This window comes from Variovorax sp. 54 (genome assembly GCF_002754375.1).
Classification (GTDB): Bacteria; Pseudomonadota; Gammaproteobacteria; order Burkholderiales; family Burkholderiaceae_C; genus Variovorax.
Window position 1 is genome coordinate 2,401,995 of the sequence record NZ_PEFF01000001.1, and the last position, 19,806, is coordinate 2,421,800.

A 19,806-nucleotide genomic window follows, 5' to 3' on the forward strand; every position below is an offset into this window, starting at 1 on the left:
CGCCCTGCACGCAGGCATCGTCCGAAGCGACGATTACAGACGGCCGCGCGCCTGCAGGTAGTCGCGCACCGCCTCGGCGGCAGGGTCGCCGACCACGGCGAACTCGTCGGTGAAGAAGATCGGCGAGGCGGCCAGGTCGATGAAGCGGCGCTCGTCCGCCAGCAGCTCGGCACTCGCGCGGCGGGCTTCGTCGCGCCGCGCGCCGGTGCGCGCCTCGAGGCTGTCCCACCACAGCTCAGCCACGCCGTCGAAGGGCGCCGGGCTGCCGCGCGGCACAGCCAGCGGCTGCACCAGCGCATCGTCGAGCGTGTGCGACTGCACGTAGCGGCGCAGGCCCAGCACCTCGGCGCGTTCAGCAACGAGCGGCGCATGCACATGGCGCCAGTGGTGCTGGAACTGCGCGCGGTCCAGGTGCGGCAGCCGCCGCAGGCAGAAGACGAGCTTGATCATCGGCGCACCCGGATCAGCCCTTCCTGCGCGACCGAGGCCACGAGCCGGCCGGCGCGGTCGAACAGCGCGCCACGGCAGAAGCCGCGCGCATGTTCGGCCGAGGGCGAGTCGGCGTCGTACAGCAGCCAGTCGTCGCAACGGAAGTCGCGGTGGAACCACATCGCGTGGTCCAGGCTCACGCCCTGCACGCCGGGTTGTTGAAACGCCAGGCCGTGCGGCTGCATCGCCACGCCCATGAAGCTGTAGTCGGAGGCATAGGCCAGCATCGCCTGGTGCAGCAGCGGGTCGTCGGGCAGCACGTCGGCGGTGCGCAGCCAGAGCTGGCTCTGCGGCGGGCGCGGGCCGGCCGTGACCGGGTCGCGCGGATCGACGTAGCGGAACTCGATCGGCCCTTCGACCCGTATAGGAGGTCCAGCGCGCGAGCCGGCGCGCGGCGTGAGTTCTTCGGGCGGTGGCGCCTCGGGCATCGCGCACTGGTGCGACACGCCCTCCTCGCGCCGATGGAACGAGGCCGACATGTGGAAGATCGGCTCGCCATGCTGGATGGCGACCACGCGCCGCGTGGTGAAGCTCGCGCCGTCGCGGATGCGGTCGACGTCGTAGACGATCGGTGCGGCCTTGTCGCCCGCGCGCAGAAAGTAGCCGTGCAGCGAATGCGCCGCATGCCCGTCGACCGTGCGGGCCGCGGCCATCAGCGCCTGCCCGAGCACCTGGCCGCCGAAGACGGCGGGCGCGCCGATGTCGGTGCTGGTGCCGCGAAACAGATTCTTCTCGAGCTGTTCGAGCTGCAGCTGCGCGACCAGTGACTGCAGCGCTTCCGCGCGGCGTGTGCTCACGCGGCCTGCTCCGGATAGAAAAATCTGTTCGATTGCGCGCGCTCGCGCAATGCAGCCGTGGGCTTGAATCTCTCGCCGTGGCGCTCTGAGAGTGCATCGCAGCGTGCGACGAAGGCGGCGAGGCCGACGGTCTCGATGTACGAGAGCGTGCCGCCGGTCCAGTCGGGGTAGCCCAATGCGAGCACGGCGCCGAGGTCGGCTTCGACCGGCTGCTTCAGCACACCCTCTTCGAGGCAACGTGCCGCTTCGAGTGCGAGCAGCGACAGCAGGCGTTCGCCCACGGCGCGCGCGTCGGGCTGCGATGCGGCAGCGTGTGTCGCGGTGGCTTCAGCGGTCAGCGGGCTTTCGGCCAGCCCGGCCTGCCGCGCGGCATTCGCGATGAGCGCGGGCGACACGCCTTCCGACAGCAGCGCTTGCCCTTCACTGCGGTACAGCTGCCGCAGCCGCTCGACATACGCAGCGTTGACCGCACTCAGGTCGCCCTTGCGCCGCAGCGCCGCGCCCCGGTTCACGAACAGCGTGCGCATCAGGTTCCGTGCCACCGGTCCGGCCAGCAAGGGACCGAAGCACTGCGCTTCGACCGCCAGCCCCGCGTCCATTGGCAACTGCGTGCCTTCGTACACGGCCGACAGGATGGCCAGCGGCGCGGGCAGGTTGTCGTGCGTGTCGCGCCGCACCTGCGCCAGCGTGGCGCCGAAGCTCGCACCCGCGTGCGGCGCCAGCGCGCCCGCGCCGCCCGGCACCTTGAAGCCCTTCACGTCCCACGGCTGCTGGCCGGCGTCGGGGTGGTCGAGCACCCAGCGGCGCGCGACCTGCACAAGCTGGTCGGCCGGCGCGAGCGCATCGACCATGCCCAACGCCAGCGCCTCGGCCGGCGCCACGTGCTGGCCCGACAGCAGCAGCGGCAGCGCGCGCGCAATGCCGATGAGGCGCGGCAGCCGCTGCGTGCCGCCGCCCACCGGCAGCAGGCCGACCGTGACTTCGGGCAGCCCGACCACCGCGCGCGGTTCGTCGAGCAGCACGCGGTGGTGGCAGGCCAGCGCGAGTTCGAAACCGCCGCCCAGCGCCACGCCGTTGATCGCCACCGCCACGGGCTTGCCGCAGCGCTCCAGCTCGCGCAGCACGCGCCCGCCGGGCGCGATGGCCTCGGCGGCATCGGCCGCGCTGCCACCTTTCGCATGAAAGCCCACGAGGTCTTTGAGATCGGCACCGGCCATGAAGCCGCTGGCCTTGCCCGAGGTGATGACCGCGCCACGCACGTCGGCGCGCTGCGCGATCTGCGCCACGGCCGCGCGCAGGTCGGCCGTGAAGCCGGGCGTGAACACGTTCATCGGCCGGTCGGGCACGTCGAGGGTGAGGAGCGCGACGCCGTCGGCATCGACCTCGAATCGGATGTTGGAATGCATGAGAAAAAAACTTGAGAGAAGACGCGCTCAGACGCGCTCGATCACCAGCGCGGTCGACTGGCCCGCCGCGGCGCACAGCGTGACCAGGCCCAATCCCGCGTCGCGCCGCTCCAGCTCGTCGAGCAGCGTGCCCGTGAGGATCGCGCCGGTTGCGCCCAGTGGATGGCCCAGCGCGATGGCGCCGCCGTTCACGTTGATGCGCGCGGGGTCGATGTCGAAGTGCCGCGCATAGCGCATCGGCACCACCGAGAAGGCCTCGTTGACCTCGAACAGGTCGATGTCGCCGATGCGCAGGCCGCAGCGCGCCAGCAGGCGCTCGGTGGCCGGCATCGGACCGCCCAGGCTCAGCAGCGGTTCGTCGGCGCACGAGGCGCTGCCGACGATGCGTGCGCGCGGCACGAGGCCGTTGCGCGTGCCGTAGTCGCGGTTGCCCAGCAGCACCGCGCAGGCGCCGTCGACGATGCCGCTCGAGTTGCCGCCCGTGTGGATCGGGTCGATGTGCGACAGCTGCGGGTAGCGCTGCAGCAGGATCGCTTCGTAGCCCTGCGCGGCCACGCCGGCGAAGGCGGGCTTGAGCTTGGCGAGGTCGGCCATCGTGGTGCCGGGGCGGTTGGCCTCGTCTTTGGCGAGCACGGTGCGGCCGAGCCGGTCGCGCACGGGCACGAGCGAGCGGTCGAAGCGGCCCTCGGCCTGCGCCACGGCGGCGCGGCGCTGGCTTTCCATCGCGTAGGCATCGACCGCCTCGCGGTCCACGCCGTCGAGCATGGCCATGAGGTCGGCCGCCACGCCGTTGGGAATGTAGGGGTAGCGCTGGCCCACGGCGGGGTCGGTGTAGACCGCGCCGCCGTCGCTGCCGATGCTCACGCGCGACATCGACTCCACGCCGCCGCCGATCACCGCGTCGGCCTGGCCCGAGGCCACGAGGCCGAAGCCCATCTTGAGCGTGTCGAGCGCCGAGGTGCAGAAGCGGTTGAGCTGAAAGCCGACCACGCTGTCGCCGTAGCCCGCCGACAGCAGCGCCACGCGCGCGATGTCGGCGCCCTGCTCGCCCACGGGCATCACCACGCCCAGGCCCACGTCCTCGATCTGCGTGGGGTCCAGCGCATGGCGTTCGCGCAGCGCCTGCAACACCTGCGTGGCCAGCTGCACCGGCGTGATGGGGTGCAGCGCACCGTCGGCGCGCCCCTTGCCGCGCGGAGTGCGCACGTGGTCGTAGATGAAAACGTCGTGGGTCATGGGCAGGGCGCTGCCCGGGTGCGCAGGGCCACCGGATGCAGGGGAATTCAGTTTGTCTGCGGCCAGTTTAGGAAGCAGAATCGGTTGCCGGAATCGTCGGAAGCGACGGAATTTCCAGGCATTCACTCCCCCTTCGCGATGCCTGCACCAGCCCCCGTTCCCCCTTCCTCGCTCCGGATTCTCGAGACCAAGCTCAACCCGCCGGCCTTCGTGGCCACGCAGGTGCCGCGCACCGCCATCAGCGAAGAAATCGCGGCCGCGACCGTCAAGCTCGTGCTGGTGCGCGCACCCGCCGGCTTCGGCAAGACCACCGCCATGGCGCAGATCCGCGAGCGCATGGACGCGCAGGGCATCGCCACCGCATGGCTCACGCTCGACCGCGCCGACAACGACGTCTCGCGCTTTCTCAACTGCCTGGCCGAGACCGTGCAGCGCATCGGCGTGGACGAGCCCGCGAGCCACGCACCCTTCGACGCCGTAGCTGCGCTGGCCGCGCACGACTCGCCCTTCACGCTCTTTCTGGACGACTTCGAGGTGGTGCAGGAACCCGCCGTGCTCGGCCTCGTGCGCGAACTGGTCGAGCACCTGCCGCGGCGCGGCCAGATCGTGATCGGCTCGCGCAGCCTGCCCGACCTCGGCCTGGGCCGGCTGCGTGCGCGCGGCCAGCTCATCGAGATCGACACCGACCGCCTGCGCTTCACGCTGGAAGAAACCAGCACCTTCATCGGCCTGCGCCAGGCGCACACGCCGCACGCCGCCGCGCAACCGCCGCAAGCGCTGCCGGCCGACATGCTCTCGCAGCTGCACCGCAAGACCGAAGGCTGGGTCGCGGCCATCTGGCTGGCGTCGATGGCGCTGGAGCGGCACGGCATCGAGACCGGCTTCATCGAGCGCTTCTCGGGCTCCGACCGCGCCGTGGCCGACTACCTGGCCGAAGACGTGCTCGCGCACCAGCCGCCCGAGATCCGCGACTTCTTGCTGCGCACCAGCATCCTGCGCCAGCTCGATGCGTCGGTGTGCCAGGCGCTCAGCCCGCGCGGCGACAGCGCCGTCATCCTTGAACAACTGGCCGCCGCCAACCTGTTCCTCACGCCCGTGAGCAGCGACGCCGGTGGCGAGGTGCGTGCATGGCGCTATCACAGCCTGTTCGCCGACTTCCTGCGCGCACAGCTGGCGCGCGAGCGGCCCGACGAGCTTGCGCGGCTGCACCTCGCGGCCTCGGGCTGGTACGAGTCGCACGGCCGGCCCGTGCCCGCCATCGACCACGCCATTGAAGGCGGCGACCATCCGCACGCACTCACGCTGCTCGACAGCTACGCCGAGCAGTTCCTCGAACAGGGCCGCATGCGCATGCTGGCGCGCTGGTTCTCGGCCATTCCCGAACATCAGCTGCGCGAGCATCCGTTCTTGCAGCTCATCGCGCTGTGGGCCACCTGCTTCACGCACGGCCCGTGGGACGCCATGCGGCTGCTCGAACAGTCGGGCTGCCTCGACAGCCCCATTCCCGAGGTGCGCGCCAACGCCCACACGCTCATTCCACTGCTGCTGGCCATGGAAGACCAGCACGACGCCGCCTACGAAGCCGGCCGCGAAAGCCTCGCACGCATGCCCACCGGGCTGGCCTTTGCCGAGGGCGTGCTGCTCAACGCGATGGCCCACATCCTCGCGGTGCGCGGCGACCAGCGCGAGGCGCAGCGCCTGCTCGAGGCCGCGCGGCGCGAGCAGGGCAACAGCACCTTCAACCGCATGTACACCGAGTCGCTCGCGGGCCTGTTCGACCTCACCGAAGGCCGGCTGCGCCAGGCGACTGCGCGGCTGCGCATGGCGGTCGATTCGACGCATGCCGTGTCGTACAACCACAGCCACGGCAACGCCTGGGCCGGTGTGCTGTATGCGGGCGCCGTGTACGAGACCAACCAGCTGGTGCAGGCCGAGCACCTGCTGAACGTGTACCTGCCGCTGGCGCGCGACGTGGGCCTGCCCGACCACATGATCCTGAGCCACGTCATGCGCTCGCGCATCGCGTTCCACGCGGGCGACATCGACGCCGCGTTCCAGGCCCTCACCGAACTCGAATACCTCGGCCACCACCGCCAGCTGCCGCGCGTGGTCGCGGGCGCCAAGCTGGAGCGCGCCCACATGTTGCTGCTGCAGGGCAACGGCCCCGCCTCGCGCGACGAGCTGCAACGCGCCGACGACCCCGAGCTGTGGGAGCGCGAGCGCCGCCAGCGCCTGCCCGCGCACGACCTCGACTACCTCGCGCTCGCCAAGGCACGCTGGGACATCGCCTTCGGCGACGCGCGCGCGGCCCTCACCGTGCTCGACGCCGAACTGCACGCCGCCGTCGCCGCCAACCGCAACCGCCGCGCCCTCAAGCTGCGCGTGCTGCGCGCGCTGGCGCTGCAACGCGCAGGCGACCTCGCCACCGCCATCGAAGAAATCGGCGCCGTGCTGCAGACCGCGAGCCAGGAAGGTTTCGTGCGGTTGATCCTCGACGAAGGCCCGTCCGTGGGCACGCTGGTGCACCGCTATGCGGCAGCGATGCAGCAGGAGGCCGGCGCCGTGGCACCTGTGCTGCGCAGCGACCCGATATTGGCCGACTACCTGCAGCGGCTGCTGCAGGTGCTCGGCCCGCCGCCCTCACCGATCGACGCCGAAGCGCCGTCGGGCGACGCCACCAAGGAGCCGCTCACGCGCAAGGAGATCCGCGTGCTGCAGCTGCTGGCCGAGGGCTATTCGAACAACGCGATGGGCGAGAAGCTGTTCGTGTCGGAGAGCACGGTGCGCACGCACCTGCGCAACATCAACATGAAGCTGGGGGCGAAGCGGCGCACGGAGGCGGTGGCGATTGCGCGGAAGCTCGGGGTGATCCGCTGACTAGGCCGCCAGCCGCTGCCGCTTGTCCTGCGCATCCCGCCCCGCGATGTTCTCGCGCGCACGCTGCCAGTCGTCGTCCTTCCATTCCGACATGCGCGAGAAATTCCCGCCCGTGGCCTGGAACTGCGCGCCGTCGATGGCGATGGTCTGGCCGTTGACGTACTCCGAGCCCGGGCCGAGCAGGTAGGCCGCGAGGTTGGCCAGCTCGGGCATGCGGCCGTTGCGTTCCATCGGGTTGCGCTCGGCCTTGTGCTCGCCTCCGCCGGGGTTCAGGCGCGCGCTCATGCCCTCGGTGGGAAACAGGCCCGGCGCGATGGCGTTGAAGCGGATGCCGCGGCCGGCCCACTCGACGGCGAGCGATTGCGTCATGGCGTGCAGCCCGGCTTTCGACATGGCCGAGGGCACGGTGAAGGGCGAGCCGTTCCACACCCAGGTCGTGAGAATCGACAACACCGACGCCGCCTTGCCCTCTGCCAACCAACGCTTGCCGCATTCGAGCGTCATGCAGAAGCTGCCGCGGAAGACGATGCTCGAGATGGCGTCGAAGGCGCGCGGCGACAGGTCTTCGGTGCGGCTCACGAAGTTGCCTGCGGCGTTGTTGACGAGGCCGTCGAGCGCGCCGCCGTCGGCCCAGATTTCATCGAGCATCTCGGTGATCTGCGTGTCGTGGCGGATGTCGCAGGTCTTGGGGATCACGCGCCCGCCGTGCAGGTGCATCAGCTCGGCGGCGGTTTCTTCGAGCACGGGTGCGCGGCGCCCGCAGATGTACACGTCGGCGCCGAGCAGCAGCAGCGCCTCGCTCATCACGCGGCCCAGGCCGCTGCCGCCGCCGGTCACGAGGTAGCGGCGGCCGGTGAGCAGGCCGGACTTGAACATCAGGTCGTCGAGGGTCATGGAAATCCTTGTGTGCTTGCATGCGTGCACGCGAAGACGTGCGGGATGAAGACGAAGCTCAGCGCCCCGTGTAGACGGGCGCGCGCTTCTCGAGGAAGGCGGTCATGCCTTCGCGGAAATCGCGGGTCTGGGTGCACAGCACCTGGTTGCGGTCTTCCATGGCGATCACCGCTTCCATGCTGCCGGCGTCCACGGCGAAGCCCAACGCTTCTTTGGTGAGGCGCAGCGCCACAGGAGTGGCATTCAACATGTCGTCGGCCAGCGCCTGCGCCTCGGCCTGCAGCGCGGGCAGCGCGTCGACGCGGCTCACGAGGCCCAGCGCGTAGGCGCGTTGCGCGTCCATGAAGCGGCCGGTGAGCATGTATTCGGCCGCGACCGAACTGCCGACCATGCGCGGCAGAAAGTAGCTCACGCCCACGTCGCAGGCCGACAGGCCGATGCGGATGAAGGCCGCGTTCATGCGCGCGTCGGGCGTGGCCAGTCGCACGTCCGACGCCAGCGCCAGCGCAAAGCCGCCGCCGCTGGCCGCGCCCTGCACCACGCACACGATGGGCTGCGGGCAGCGCCGCATGGCCAGCATGATGTCGCGGATGCCCTTCTGCTGTTCGAGCATGTCGGCCACGCCGAGGTCTTCGCCGCCCGCCTGCGCCTTCAGGTCGAGCCCGGCGCAGAAGGCGCGGCCCGCGCCCTGCAGCACGACCACGCGCTCGGGGCTGCCCGCGTTCAGGCCTTCGAAGTACGCGCGCAGCGCGCGCACCAGCACCGGGTCGAGCGCGTTCAGGCGCTCGGGGCGGTTCAGCGTGAGCCAGGCGACACCGTCGCGCCGCTCGATCTGCAATACGTCGCTCATGACGTGGACCGCATTCACAGCGCGCGCGAGATCACTTCTTTCATGATCTCGTTGGTGCCGCCGTAGATGCGCTGCACGCGCCCGTCGGCGTACATGCGCGCGACCATGTACTCGGTCATGAAGCCGTAGCCGCCGAAGAGCTGCAGGCACTCGTCGACCACGCGGCCCTGCGTCTCGGAGGCCCAGAGCTTGGCCATGGAGGCGGTGGCGGTGTCGAGCCGGCCGGCCACGAGGTCTTCCACGCAGCGGTCGATGAAGGCGCGGCCGACCTTGATCTGCGTGGCGATCTCGGCCAGCTTGAACTTGGTGTTCTGGAACTCGGCGATCGGCTTGCCGAAGGCCTTGCGGTCGCGCACGTAGTCGAGCGTGGCCTGGTAGGCGCCTTCCATGGTGGCCAGCGCGTTCACGCCGATGATGGTGCGCTCGTACGGCAGGTCGCTCATGAGCTGGAAAAAGCCCTGCCCTTCCTGGCCGCCGAGCAGCGCATCGGCCGACACATGCACGTCGTCGAAGAACAGCTCGGAGGTGTCCTGCGCCTTCATGCCGATCTTGTCGAGCACGCGGCCCACGCGGTAGCCCTCGCAGCCCTCGGTCTCGACGATGAGGATCGAGGTGCCCTTGGCGCCCTGCGTCGGGTCGGTCTTGGCCACGACCAGCACCACGCCCGCGAGAAAGCCGTTGGTAATGAAGGTCTTGGAGCCGCGGATGCGGTAGCTGCCGTCGGGCTGCTTCTCGGCGCGCGTGCGCACGCCCTGCAGGTCGGAGCCGGCGCCGGGCTCGGTCATGGCGATGGCGCCGACCAGCTCGCCGCGCGCCATGCGCGGCAGGTAGTTCAGCTTCTGCGCCTCGGTGCCGTGGTTCAAAAAGTAGTGCGCGACGATGGTGTGCACCGAGCTGGCCATGCCGCTGAGCGCTCGGCGCGCCTTCTCTTCGTAGAACACGGCCTCGTGGCGGAAGTCGCCGCCGGCGCCGCCGTAGGCCTCGGGAATGTCGGAACACAGCAGGCCGAGGGCGCCGGCCTTGCGCCACACCTCGTGGCCGACGTGGCCGCGCTTGCGCGCCTCTTCGTCGTGCGGCACGACTTCGGTCTCGACGAAACGCACCACGTTGTCGCGGTACAGCTCCAGTTCTTCGTCACTCCACGAGCGGCGGAAATCGATGGGCATGGGGTGGTCCTTCAGTGTCTTGAAATGAGGGGAATGGGGTCAACCGACGCGGCGCTCTTTGCCGGCCCAGAAGGGCTCGCGCAGCTGGAACTTCTGCAGCTTGCCGGCGGCCGACAGCGGCAGCGCGTCGCGGAACTCCACGCTGCGCGGGCACTTGTAGTTGGCGATCTGGTCGCGGCAATGCGCAATGACGTCGTCGGCCGTGAGCGGCAGGCCTTCGCGCAACACGATCACCGCATGCACGCGCTCGCCCCACTTGTCGTCGGGCACGCCGATGACGGCAGACATGAGCACCTGCGGCATCTGGGCGATGGCGTTCTCGACCTCGGCCGAGTACACGTTCTCGCCACCGCTCACGATCATGTCCTTCATGCGGTCGACCACGAACAGCAGGCCGTGTTCGTCCATGTAGCCGCCGTCGCCGGTGTGCATCCAGCCGCCGCGCAGCGCGGCTTCGGTTTCGGCCGGCTTGTTCCAGTAGCCCTTCATGACCATGGGGCCGCGCGCGCAGATCTCGCCGACCTGGCCGGGGGGCACTTCGTTGTCTTCGCCGTCGACGATGCGGATCTCGGCCACGGGCACCGGCGTGCCGGCCGCGCGCAGCAGGCGGTTGCGGTCGGGGCCTGGCAGGTGGAAGTGCGGCATCAGCACTGCCACGGTGGGCGACAGCTCGGTCATGCCGTAGGCCTGCGAGAAGCTGGTGGCGGGCAGCGCGGCCATGGCCTGCTCGAGCAGCGCCACGTCGATGGGCGCGGCGCCGTACAGCAGCATCTGCAGGCTCGAGAGGTCGAACTCGGCAAAGCGCGGGTGCTCGATCACACGTTTGATCATGGTGGGCACCAGGAACATCTCGGTGGCGCGCGCGGCCTGGATGGCCTGCAGGATCGCCACCTCGTCGAACATCGGCACCACGTGCTGCGGAACCAGCCGCAGGATGCTCTGCAGCGACAGCCCGCAACCGGCCACATGGAACATGGGCACGGCGATGACCACGGCGGCGTTGCGCGTCTCGCGCGGCACCGCGGCCACCGAACTCAGCGCGTTGATGTAAAGGCTGCCGTGCGTGAGCATCACGCCCTTGGGTCGGCCGGTGGTGCCGCCGGTGTACATGATGGCGGCCAGCTCGTCGGCGCTGTGCGGCGCGTCGTCGATGGGCTGCGCGTCGGCCAGCAGCGCCTCGTAGCCGACCATGCCTTCGGGCACGGGGCCGTCGCCGCAATACACCACGGTGCGCAGCGAGCTCGAGAGTTTGCGCAGCTCGCCGGCCATGGGTGCGAACAGGTCGTCGACCAGCAGGATGCGCGTGTCGCAGTCGTCCAGCGAGTAGGCGACCTCCTTCGGGTTCCAGCGGATGTTCACCGGGTTGATGACGCCGCCGCCCCACCAGGTGCCGAAGAAGAACTCGACGAAGCGGTGCGAGTTGAGGCTCATCATGCCGACGCGGTCGCCGCGCGCCATGCCGAGCTGCTGCAGCACGGCGCCCAGGCGCGCCACGCGGTCGGTGAGCGTCGCGAAGTCGAGGCGATGGCTGCCGCAGACCACGGCGGTTTCGCGGGCCTTCTCGCGGCGGCCTTTGTGCAGGGGCTGGGTGAGGAACATGGGTGTCGTCTCCTTGGTGGTTGTGCGTTCTGGCTTCAGGCAACCTTGCGCGCGCGACCGGCCCAGTGCGGCTCGCGCAGGCGGTACTTCATGACCTTGCCGGCGCCCGAGATCGGCAGCGCCTCGGTGAACGCCACGCTGCGCGGGCACTTGTAGCCGGCGATCAGTTCGCGGCAGTGGGCGATGAGCGCGTCGGCATTCGCATCGCTGCCGGGCTTGCGCACCACCACCGCATGCACGGCCTCGCCCCAGCGCTCGTCGGGCACGCCGATGACGGCGGCGGCGGCCACGGCGGGGTGGCGTGCGAGTGCGCCCTCGACCTCGGCGCAGTAGATGTTCTCGCCGCCGCTCACGATCATGTCCTTGTAGCGGTCGACGATGAAGACGAATCCGTCGTCGTCCATGCGCGCGGCGTCGCCGGTGTGCATCCAGCCATCGCGCAGCGCGGCGGCCGTCTGCTCGGGCAGGTTCCAGTAGCCCTGCATCACGCACGGGCTGCGCACGGTGAGTTCGCCGACGGTGCCGCGCGGCACCTCGCGGCCGTCGCTGTCGCAGACGCGCAGGTCGATGCCCGAGAGCGCCTGCCCGGCCGAGGCGAGCTTGCCGAGCTTGCGGCCTTCGGGCGAGTGGTAGTGGCGCGTGAGGTAGCTCACGCCGGCCGACAGCTCGGTCATGCCGTAGCCCTGCGCGAACTCGGCCTGCGGAAAGGTGGCGAAGGCGCGCTCCAGCAGTGCCTCAGTGATCGGCGAGGCGCCGTAGCCGACGAAGCGCACGCTCGACAGGTCGGCCTGCGCGGTGCGCGGGTCGTCGACCAGCATCTGCAACATTGCGGGCACGGCCATGAGGTTGGTGGCGCGGTCGCGTTCGATGGCGGCGAGCATGCCGTCCACCGAGAAGCCCGGCAGGATGATCTGCGCGCAGCCCATGAGCACGCCGCGCAGCAGAAACGACAGCCCCGCCAGGTGGAAGAGCGGCGCCACCTGCAAGAGCCGCGCGCTGTCGTCGAAGAAGGCGCCGAGCATCGAGACCTGCGCATTGATCACCAGCGCCGCCTGGCTGAGCATCACGCCTTTGGGTCGGCCGGTGGTGCCGCCGGTGTAGAACACGCCGGCCAGGTCGTCGCCGCCGCGCAGCGCGTCGGGCACGGGCTCGCTTTCGCGGATCAGGGCTTCGCAGTCGGTCATTCCAGTCGGCGCCTGGCGCTCGCCCATGTAGACCCAGGTGGTGACGGCGCGTGCGGCGGCGCGCAGCTCGGCGGCCACGGGCAGGAACTGGTCGTCGACGAACAGGATGCCGGTGGCGCAGTCGTCGAGCGAGTGCGCCATCTCGGTCACGCTCCAGCGCGTGTTGACCGGGTTGACCACGCCGCCGGCCCACCACACGGCCAGGTAGTACTCCAGCGTGCGGTCGGCGTTGAGCGCGAGCACGCCCACGCGGTCGCCGGGCCGCACGCCCAGGCGGCGCAGCGCGCCCGCGAGGCGCGCGACGCGATCACCGAGTTCGCCGTAGGTGCGCGTGCGCCCCTGGAACACGGTGGCGACGGCGCGTGGGCTGCACTGCACGGCGCGGTGCAGGGCCTGCGTGAGGTACAGCTTCGGTTGCAACGGTTGCATGGATTGCATGGGCACGGGCTCCTGTCGGTGCGTGAATGCCATGCATGCGCGAACGCGCATGCCCGGGGGAAAAGACGAGAAACGTCAGCGCGCTTCGGCCACGGGCGCAGCGGCACCCCAGCGCTGCAGCAGCGCCCGCCCGTCGTCGGGCGACACGGCCGGCGGCACGACCGGCGCGGTGCGGCTGAAGCGCGGCGCGGGCGCGGGCTGCACCACGCCACCCACGGTGGCGAAGGTGCCGCGCGCCACGTTGTGCGGGTGCTGCGGGGCTTCGTCCCAGTCAAGCACGGGGGCAAAGCAGGCGTCGCTGCCTTCGAGCAGCACGCACCATTCGTCGCGCGTGCGGGTGCGGAACACATCGGCCAGGCGCAGCTTGAGCAGCGGCCAGCGGTCGGCGTCCATCTGGGCGTCGAAGGCGGGGTCGTCAACCAGGCCGCAGCGCTCGCGCAGCAGCGCATAGAACTGCGGTTCGATGGAACCGATGGCCACGTACTTGCCGTCGGCGCAGGCGTAGGTGTCGTAGAAGTGGGCACCGCCGTCGAGCATGTTCTCGCCGCGCTGGTTGCTCCACTGGCCGGCCGACTTGAAGCCGTACATCATGGCCGACAGCAAGGCAGCGCCGTCGGTCATGGCGGCATCGACCACCTGGCCCTGGCCCGAACTTTTCACCTCGTGCAGCGCCGCCAGCAGGCCGAAGGCCAGCAGCATGGCGCCGCCGCCGAAATCGCCCACGTAGTTCAGCGGCGGCACGGGCGCCTCGCCCGAGCGGCCGATGGCGTGCAGCGCGCCGCTGATGGCGATGTAGTTGATGTCGTGGCCGGCCGCGTGCGCCAGCGGGCCGTGCTGGCCCCAGCCGGTCATGCGGCCATAGACCAGGCGCGGGTTGCGCGCATGGCATTCGGCCGGGCCCAGGCCCAGGCGTTCCATCACGCCGGGGCGGAAGCCCTCGATGAGGATGTCGGCGCGCGCGATGGCGTCGAGCACCGGAGCGGCGGCGCCGGGGGCGCGCAGGTCGACCTCCCAGGTGCTGCGCCCGCGCGCCAGGATGTCGTGGGGGTCGCGCCGCGTGCCGGGGCGCGTGATGCGCAGCACCTCCGCGCCCATGTCGGCGAACAGCATCGCGCAAAAGGGGCCGGGGCCGATGCCGGCCATCTCGACGACCCGAAGTCCTTTCAGGGGTCCTGCCATGTGTGTCTCCTCTGGCGCGCACCCGGCGGCCTGTTGTGTAGAGGCATCTTGGCGCGCGGGCGCCGGCGTCGCATCGTCCGAAGCGACGAAACCGAAGCGAGACGGTTCAACGGCCCGTGAAGACGGGCGCGCGCTTGGCCGCGAAGGCGGCGGCGGCCTCGCGGAAATCCTCGGTCTTCAGCGCCAGCACCTGGGCGCGGTTTTCCACCTCGAGCGCGGCGTCGAGGCTCGGGGCTTCGAGGTTGGCCCACATGAGCTGCTTGGTGTGGCGCGTGGCGTAGGGGCTGTTGCGCAGCACGTCGGCGGCCATGGCGAGCGCGCGCGGCAGCAACGCGTCGTCGTCGACCAGCGCGGCGACCAGGCCGATGCGCTCGGCCTCGTCGGCCGGCACGGGTCGGCCCGTGAGCATGAGCTCGAAGGCGCGCGAGGCGCCCACCAGCCGCGGCAGGTGGTAGCTGATGCCGCACTCGCCGGCCGTGAGGCCGATGCGCACCGCGCCCACATGGAACGACGCCGAGCGCGCGGCCACGCGGATGTCGGCGCCCAGCGTGAGTGCAAAGCCCGCACCCACGGCCACGCCGTTGACGGCGGCGATCACCACCTTGTCGAGCGCGCGCAGCCGCCGCACCATGCCGGCGAACAGCTCCTGCCCCGTCATCAGGTCGGCCACCGAAGGCTCGCCTTCAAGCGGTTGGTCGTCGCGGCGCGTGAGCGGCGTCGTGAGGTCCCAGCCGGCGCAGAAGCCGCGCCCCGCGCCGGTGAGCACCAGCACGCGCACGCTGTCGTCCTGCGCCAGCGCATCGAGCGCGGCGCACAGGCGCCGCACCGTGGGCTGGCTCAGCGCGTTGAGGCGCGCCGGGCGGTTCAGCGTGAGCAGCGCGATGCCTTCGCGGCTGCGGTCGATGAGGATGTCATCGGTGTCGGACATGGGGCTCTTTCCTTTGCTTCAGCGACCGCTCCAATGCGGCGCGCGCTTTTCGATGAAAGCGCGCGGACCTTCCTTGAAGTCTTCGCTCGCGGCCACGCGCTCGAAGGCGTCGCGCGTGAGGGCGCGCAGCGCGGCCTCGTCGAGCCCGCTGTTCGCCTCGCGTGCCACGCGCAGGCTCTGGCGCACCGCCACCGGGGCGTTGCGCGCGATCTCGGCGGCCAGCGCCAGCGCGGCTTCGCGCAGACCGTCCACATCGTCCACGAGGCGATTGACCAGGCCGAAGCCGTGCGCGCGCTCGGCATCGAGCTGCCCCGCCGTGAGGATCAGTTCGAGCGCGATGTTCGGCGGAATGGCGCGCGGCAGCCGGTACAGCCCGCCCGCCGCGGCGATCAGCCCGCGCAGAACTTCGGGCAGGCCGAAGGCCGCCTGCCGCACGGCCACGACGAGGTCGCAGGCCAGCACGAGTTCGGTGCCGCCGGCCAGCGCCTTGCCGTTGACCGCGGCGATCCACGGCTTGCTGCGCTCGCGGTACACGAAGCCCGCGAAGCCGCCGCGCTCGGTGCGCAGCGCGCTGCCGCGGCCGGCCGACACTTCTTTCAAGTCGGCGCCCGCGCAGAAGGCCTCGCGGCCCGCGCCCGTGAGCACGACGGCGCGGATGTCGTCGTCGGCCTCGGTGGCATCGACGGCAGCTTCGAGCCCCGTCGCCACATCGCCGTTGACGGCATTGCGCGCCTCGGGGCGGTCGATGGTGACGAGAGCGACGTGGCCCGGCAGGCGTTCGACGGTGACTGCGCTCATGACACGCTCCAGTTCAAAAGATCGTCCGCGCCCGCCGTCACCGTGCCGCCGCAACCGACGGGGCTGCGGTCGAGACCGGTCAGCACCTTCAGCGAAGCCGTGTCCGTGGCCTCGACGCGCGCCATGAGCCGTTCGCCGGCCGGCGTGCGCGCGATCACGATGCCCTGCGAGGGCTGGCCGTCGCGGCCATAGACCACGGTGAAGGTCTCCAGCGTGGCGGCGCCCGCGTACTGCAGCACCAGCGGCGGCACCGGCCCGCGCCGCGCGTCGGCGGCGGCCTGCACGCTGTAGTCGGGCTTCGGCAGCCCCTGCGGCGGTGGGCTGGAACCGAGCACCAGCGCGTGGTGCTTGGTGACGTACTCGCCCTGCCCGTAGAGCAGCGCGGCCTTGCCCTTCGGCGCCTCGCGCAGCGCGCGCACCAGGCCGGCGGCGGCATGCGTCATGTAGTCGTTGAGCGGCGCGCCGAAGAAGCTCAGGCCGCCGGTGGAGGTCATGCGTGCCTCGGGTGCGAGGCCCAGCGTGCGGCGCGCCATCTTGGGCACGATGGGGAAGCAGCTGTACAGCTCCAGCATCTCGAAGGCCGAAGCATCGCCGCCGACCTGCGCGAGCACGGTTTCCATCACCAGGTCCTGCGCGTGCGAGCGGTGGTACTGGTCGCGCTGCAGGTAGTCGCGCGGCTCGCGCGCGGCGGCGCCGTCCCACACGTAGACCCAGCGATCTTCGGGAATGCCGAGTTCGCGCGCATGGCCCACGCTGGTGAGCAGCACGGCCGCGCCCATGTTGACCAGCGGATTGGCCACCATGTGCTTGGTGTAGGGCCAGGCGATGAGGCGGTTGGCCGCATCGATGCGCGCGATGTCTTCGGGCGTGAAGGGCTTGCGCAGCCAGGCGTAGGGGTTGGCGGCGGCCACCTCGGAGTAGCGCGCCCACAGGCGCGACGACTCGTCCTGCGCCTGGCGCGGCGTCTGGCCCCAGTGGGCGAGCGCGGCGTTTTCGTAGAGGGGGTAGATGGTGGTCGGCATGGCCGCGCCGAGCTTGATCGCCACGGGGTGGCAGATGTCGGTGCCGCGCACCAGCTTCACGCTGTCGTCGCGCGGCGTCCAGGCCAGCGGCGTGCCGAGCTTGGCGGCGGCATCGACCGTGTAGCGCGCCTCGGCGCCGGTGACGGCCGCCACTTTGCTCTCGCCGCGCGCGATGCGCAGCGCGGCTTCGTGGATGTAGCGCACCGGCGATTCGCCGCCGGTCTCGCCATAGACGCTGCGCGCCGGGCTGCAGCCCAGGCGCGCGTTGAGCAGCGCGGGCGCGTCGGTGTAGGGCCACGAGTACTCGCAGACGATGTCGAGCGAATCGAGGCCGGCCAGCAGCGCAGCGGCGCCGCTGTCCTGTTCGGCCGCGCGCATGGCGCGTGCCATCAGCTCGATGGGTTCGAGGCCTTCGGCGGCCTCCTTGGTGCGGTGCGTGATTTCGCCGACGCCGACGATGACCGGCGTGCGGTCGTCCAGTGCTGTCATGGGTTTACTGCTGCTCTGAGAGTGGTTGCTGTTGCTGAAGCTGCGCCACGCGGCGCAGGTGCCATGCGGGCGGGCCGAACTGGCCTTCGATGAGGGTGGCGCGGCGCACGTAATGGCCGACGGCGAGTTCTTCCGTCATGCCCATGCCGCCGTGCAGCTGCACCGCGCCCTGCCCCACGGCGCGGCAGGCCTTGGCGACCGCGACCTTGGCGGACGACACGGCACGTGCGCGCGACGCCGCATCGGCGCCGGCGGCCAGTGCCTCGCCCACGCTGGCGGTGAGTGCGTCGGCCTGTTCGAGCGCCATGTGCATGTCGGCCAGCCGGTGCTGCAGCACCTGGAAGCTGGAGATCGGCACGCCGAACTGCTTGCGCTGGCGCACGTAGTCGAGCGTGTCGCGCATCAGCCGGCGCAGGATGCCGATGGACTCAGCGCAGACCGCGAGCGTAGCCTCGTCGAGTGCCTGCTCGATCTGCGGCAGCGCGCTGCCTTCGGTGCCGAGCAGCGCGTCGGCATTCAGGTGCACCGCGTCGAAGGCGATGTCGGCGGCGCGGCCGCCGTCGCGCGTGCGGTAGGCGCGCAACTGCACGCCGGGTGCGTCCTTGGGCACGACCAGCAATGACAAGCCCTTGTCGCTGCGCGCTGTGACGATGACGTAGCTGGCCCACGGCGCGACCTGCACCACGGCCTTGCGGCCATCGAGCTTCAACCGGCCGTCGGGCTCGCGCACGAGCTTCGTGCGCACGTCGTCACGGGCGTGACGGCTGTGCGGTTCGTCGTGCGCGAAGGCCAGCACGGCCTGCCCCGCGACGACGCGCGCGAGCAACGCATCGGCCATCGCGCCCGGGTGACGCTGCAGCAGGCCGGCGCCGATCACCAGCGTCGAAAGATACGGCTCGGCCGCGAGTGCGCCGCCCAGTGTGGGCAGCAGCGCGAGGTGCGCGGCCAGGCCGAGGCCCAGTCCGCCCTGCGCCTCGGGCAGGGCTGCGCCCAACAGGCCGAGATCGCGTGCCAGGCCTTGCCAGAACGGCGGCGGTGCGTCGTCGGCGGTGGCCAGCGCATGCAGCCGTTGCTCGAAGCCGTGCTGGTCATCGAGGTAGCGCGCGAGGCTGTCGCGCAGCATCGCGAGGGTGTCGTCTTGTTCGGTGAGGGTGGTCATGGGAAACGGGCCTCAGCGGGATTGCAGGAGCTGCGCCGCGATGATGTTGCGCTGCACTTCGTTGGAGCCGGCGTAGATCGACGCGGCGCGGTCGTTCAGGTAGGCGGACATCGAGAACACCGCCTCCTCGGGCACGGCGAGCGCGCCCTGCAGGCTGTCGTCCAGCGGCAGGTCGGCCGCCGCGTAATGGGCCGCGATTTCCACGCCGAGTTCGGTCAGGCGCTGGCGCAGCTCGGAGCCCATCACCTTGCCCATCGAGGGCCGGATGCCGTGCGGCTCGCCACGCGCCTGGGCGCGCAGCGACTGCAGCTCGGTGGCTTCGACCGCATCGATGGCGCAGTCCATCTCGGCCAGGCGCAGCGCCATCTCGCGCGCCTCGTCGGCGGCGGTGTCGCCCGCAGCGGCAAAGGCGCTGTCGGCCGCGGTGCGCAGCCGGCGCAGGCGCGCACGCAGCATCGGCGCCCAGGCCCCGCCGCGCTCGTGCTGCAGCAGGTACTTGGCCACCGTCCAGCCCTGGTTCTCCTCGCCGATGAGGCCGCTGGCGGGCACGCGCACGTCGTCGAAGAACACCTGGTTGAGCTCGTGGTCGCCCGAGATGCTGATGATCGGGCGGATCGTCAGGCCGGCCTGGGGAATGTCGAAGCACAGGAAGCTGATGCCCTGCTGCGCCTTGCCGCCCGAGGCGGTGCGCACGAGGCAGAACATGCGGTTGGCGTACTGCGCGTGGGTGGTCCAGATCTTGGTGCCGTTGATGACGTAGTCGTCGCCGTCACGCACGGCCTTGCACTGCAGCGAGGCCAGGTCGGAGCCCGACTGCGGCTCGGAGTAGCCCTGGCACCAGTAGTCCTCGCCCGAGCGGATGCCGGGCAGCCAGGCCTGCTTCTGTGCCTCGGTGCCGAAGGCGATGATCACCGGCGCGACCATGCCGGGGCCCATGGGCGCGCGCGGCGGCGCGTCGGCTGCGGCCAGCTCGCTCGCGAAGAGGTAGTGCTGCATCGGCGTCCAGCCGGTGCCGCCGTGCTCCACCGGCCAGTGCGGCACGCTCCAGCCGCGCTGGGCCAGCACGCGGTGCCAGCGGTTGCCGTCGGCGTAGTCGGTGAAGATGCCGGAGCAGCGACGCCCCGCGGCGCGCAGCTCAGGCGTCAGCTCGCGCGCAAGAAAGTCGCGAACCTCGTCGCGAAACGCGGTCTCTGCCGCGCTGAGTGTCCAGGCCATGGTGTTGTCTCACAGGGTTCACACCCGGCAAGTGTGCGGCGCGCGCGGCTGCGCGGCATCGTCGGATCGGACGAACGTGC

Annotated in this window: 16 protein-coding genes; 1 reads left to right on the forward strand and 15 read right to left on the reverse strand. The window is 70.9% G+C overall.

All coding sequences use genetic code 11. From position 1 onward, the window contains the following. Nucleotides 1-33: 33 nt before the first annotated feature. From CLU95_RS11020 to CLU95_RS11035, 4 genes are read right to left on the reverse strand one after another with little or no spacing between them, the layout of a single operon-like run. Nucleotides 34-450: an EthD domain-containing protein gene (locus CLU95_RS11020; protein WP_099793048.1), complete on the reverse strand. Its 417-nt coding sequence runs from the start codon at nt 448-450 to the stop codon at nt 34-36. Beyond that, nucleotides 447-1,286, reverse strand: a complete 840-nt coding sequence (locus CLU95_RS11025) for an acyl-CoA thioesterase (protein ID WP_218967435.1) — start codon at nt 1,284-1,286, stop codon at nt 447-449. The genes CLU95_RS11020 and CLU95_RS11025 overlap by 4 nt, the downstream gene beginning before the upstream one ends. After that, on the reverse strand, nt 1,283-2,692 hold the full coding sequence (locus CLU95_RS11030) for an enoyl-CoA hydratase-related protein (protein ID WP_099793050.1): 1,410 nt from the start codon (nt 2,690-2,692) through the stop codon (nt 1,283-1,285). The genes CLU95_RS11025 and CLU95_RS11030 overlap by 4 nt, the downstream gene beginning before the upstream one ends. Before the next feature lie 27 nt (nt 2,693-2,719). After that, on the reverse strand, nt 2,720-3,928 hold the full coding sequence (locus CLU95_RS11035; protein WP_099793052.1) for an acetyl-CoA C-acetyltransferase: 1,209 nt from the start codon (nt 3,926-3,928) through the stop codon (nt 2,720-2,722). A gap of 138 nt (nt 3,929-4,066) precedes the next feature. Between CLU95_RS11035 and CLU95_RS11040 the strand changes: the two genes are divergently transcribed. After that, nucleotides 4,067-6,805 carry a LuxR C-terminal-related transcriptional regulator gene (locus CLU95_RS11040; protein WP_099793054.1) on the forward strand — a complete coding sequence of 913 codons (2,739 nt, stop codon included), beginning with the start codon at nt 4,067-4,069 and terminating at the stop codon, nt 6,803-6,805. On the opposite strand, the gene CLU95_RS11045 is transcribed toward CLU95_RS11040, so the two are convergent. The 11 genes from CLU95_RS11045 to CLU95_RS11095 all read right to left on the reverse strand — a co-directional run bounded on the left by CLU95_RS11045 (nt 6,806) and on the right by CLU95_RS11095 (nt 19,726). After that, nucleotides 6,806-7,699 carry an SDR family oxidoreductase gene (locus tag CLU95_RS11045; protein WP_099793056.1) on the reverse strand — a complete coding sequence of 298 codons (894 nt, stop codon included), beginning with the start codon at nt 7,697-7,699 and terminating at the stop codon, nt 6,806-6,808. Between the two features lie 58 nt (nt 7,700-7,757). Further along, nucleotides 7,758-8,549, reverse strand: coding sequence for an enoyl-CoA hydratase/isomerase family protein (locus tag CLU95_RS11050; protein ID WP_099797218.1), 792 nt, complete (start codon nt 8,547-8,549; stop codon nt 7,758-7,760). Between the two features lie 14 nt (nt 8,550-8,563). Continuing rightward, nucleotides 8,564-9,715 carry an acyl-CoA dehydrogenase family protein gene (locus CLU95_RS11055; RefSeq protein ID WP_099793058.1) on the reverse strand — a complete coding sequence of 384 codons (1,152 nt, stop codon included), beginning with the start codon at nt 9,713-9,715 and terminating at the stop codon, nt 8,564-8,566. A gap of 39 nt (nt 9,716-9,754) precedes the next feature. Then, nucleotides 9,755-11,353: a long-chain-fatty-acid--CoA ligase gene (locus CLU95_RS11060; RefSeq protein WP_257214803.1), complete on the reverse strand. Its 1,599-nt coding sequence runs from the start codon at nt 11,351-11,353 to the stop codon at nt 9,755-9,757. Further along, nucleotides 11,350-12,936 carry an acyl-CoA synthetase gene (locus CLU95_RS11065; RefSeq protein ID WP_257214600.1) on the reverse strand — a complete coding sequence of 529 codons (1,587 nt, stop codon included), beginning with the start codon at nt 12,934-12,936 and terminating at the stop codon, nt 11,350-11,352. The genes CLU95_RS11060 and CLU95_RS11065 overlap by 4 nt, the downstream gene beginning before the upstream one ends. A 75-nt stretch (nt 12,937-13,011) precedes the next feature. After that, nucleotides 13,012-14,115, reverse strand: coding sequence for a CaiB/BaiF CoA transferase family protein (locus CLU95_RS11070; protein ID WP_099793062.1), 1,104 nt, complete (start codon nt 14,113-14,115; stop codon nt 13,012-13,014). A gap of 106 nt (nt 14,116-14,221) precedes the next feature. After that, nucleotides 14,222-15,043, reverse strand: coding sequence for an enoyl-CoA hydratase/isomerase family protein (locus CLU95_RS11075; RefSeq protein ID WP_099793064.1), 822 nt, complete (start codon nt 15,041-15,043; stop codon nt 14,222-14,224). An 18-nt stretch (nt 15,044-15,061) separates the two neighbouring features. Then, nucleotides 15,062-15,841: an enoyl-CoA hydratase-related protein gene (locus tag CLU95_RS11080; RefSeq protein WP_099793066.1), complete on the reverse strand. Its 780-nt coding sequence runs from the start codon at nt 15,839-15,841 to the stop codon at nt 15,062-15,064. Beyond that, entirely contained in the window at nt 15,838-17,352 is a 1,515-nt protein-coding gene (locus CLU95_RS11085) for an acetyl-CoA acetyltransferase (RefSeq protein ID WP_099793068.1), read from the reverse strand. The genes CLU95_RS11080 and CLU95_RS11085 overlap by 4 nt, the downstream gene beginning before the upstream one ends. 4 nt (nt 17,353-17,356) lie before the next feature. Continuing rightward, a complete protein-coding gene (locus tag CLU95_RS11090; protein WP_099793070.1) occupies nt 17,357-18,511 on the reverse strand; it encodes an acyl-CoA dehydrogenase family protein in 1,155 nt (384 codons plus the stop codon). Between the two features lie 12 nt (nt 18,512-18,523). Next, nucleotides 18,524-19,726, reverse strand: coding sequence for an acyl-CoA dehydrogenase family protein (locus CLU95_RS11095; RefSeq protein ID WP_099793072.1), 1,203 nt, complete (start codon nt 19,724-19,726; stop codon nt 18,524-18,526). Between the last annotated feature and the right edge of the window lie 80 nt (nt 19,727-19,806).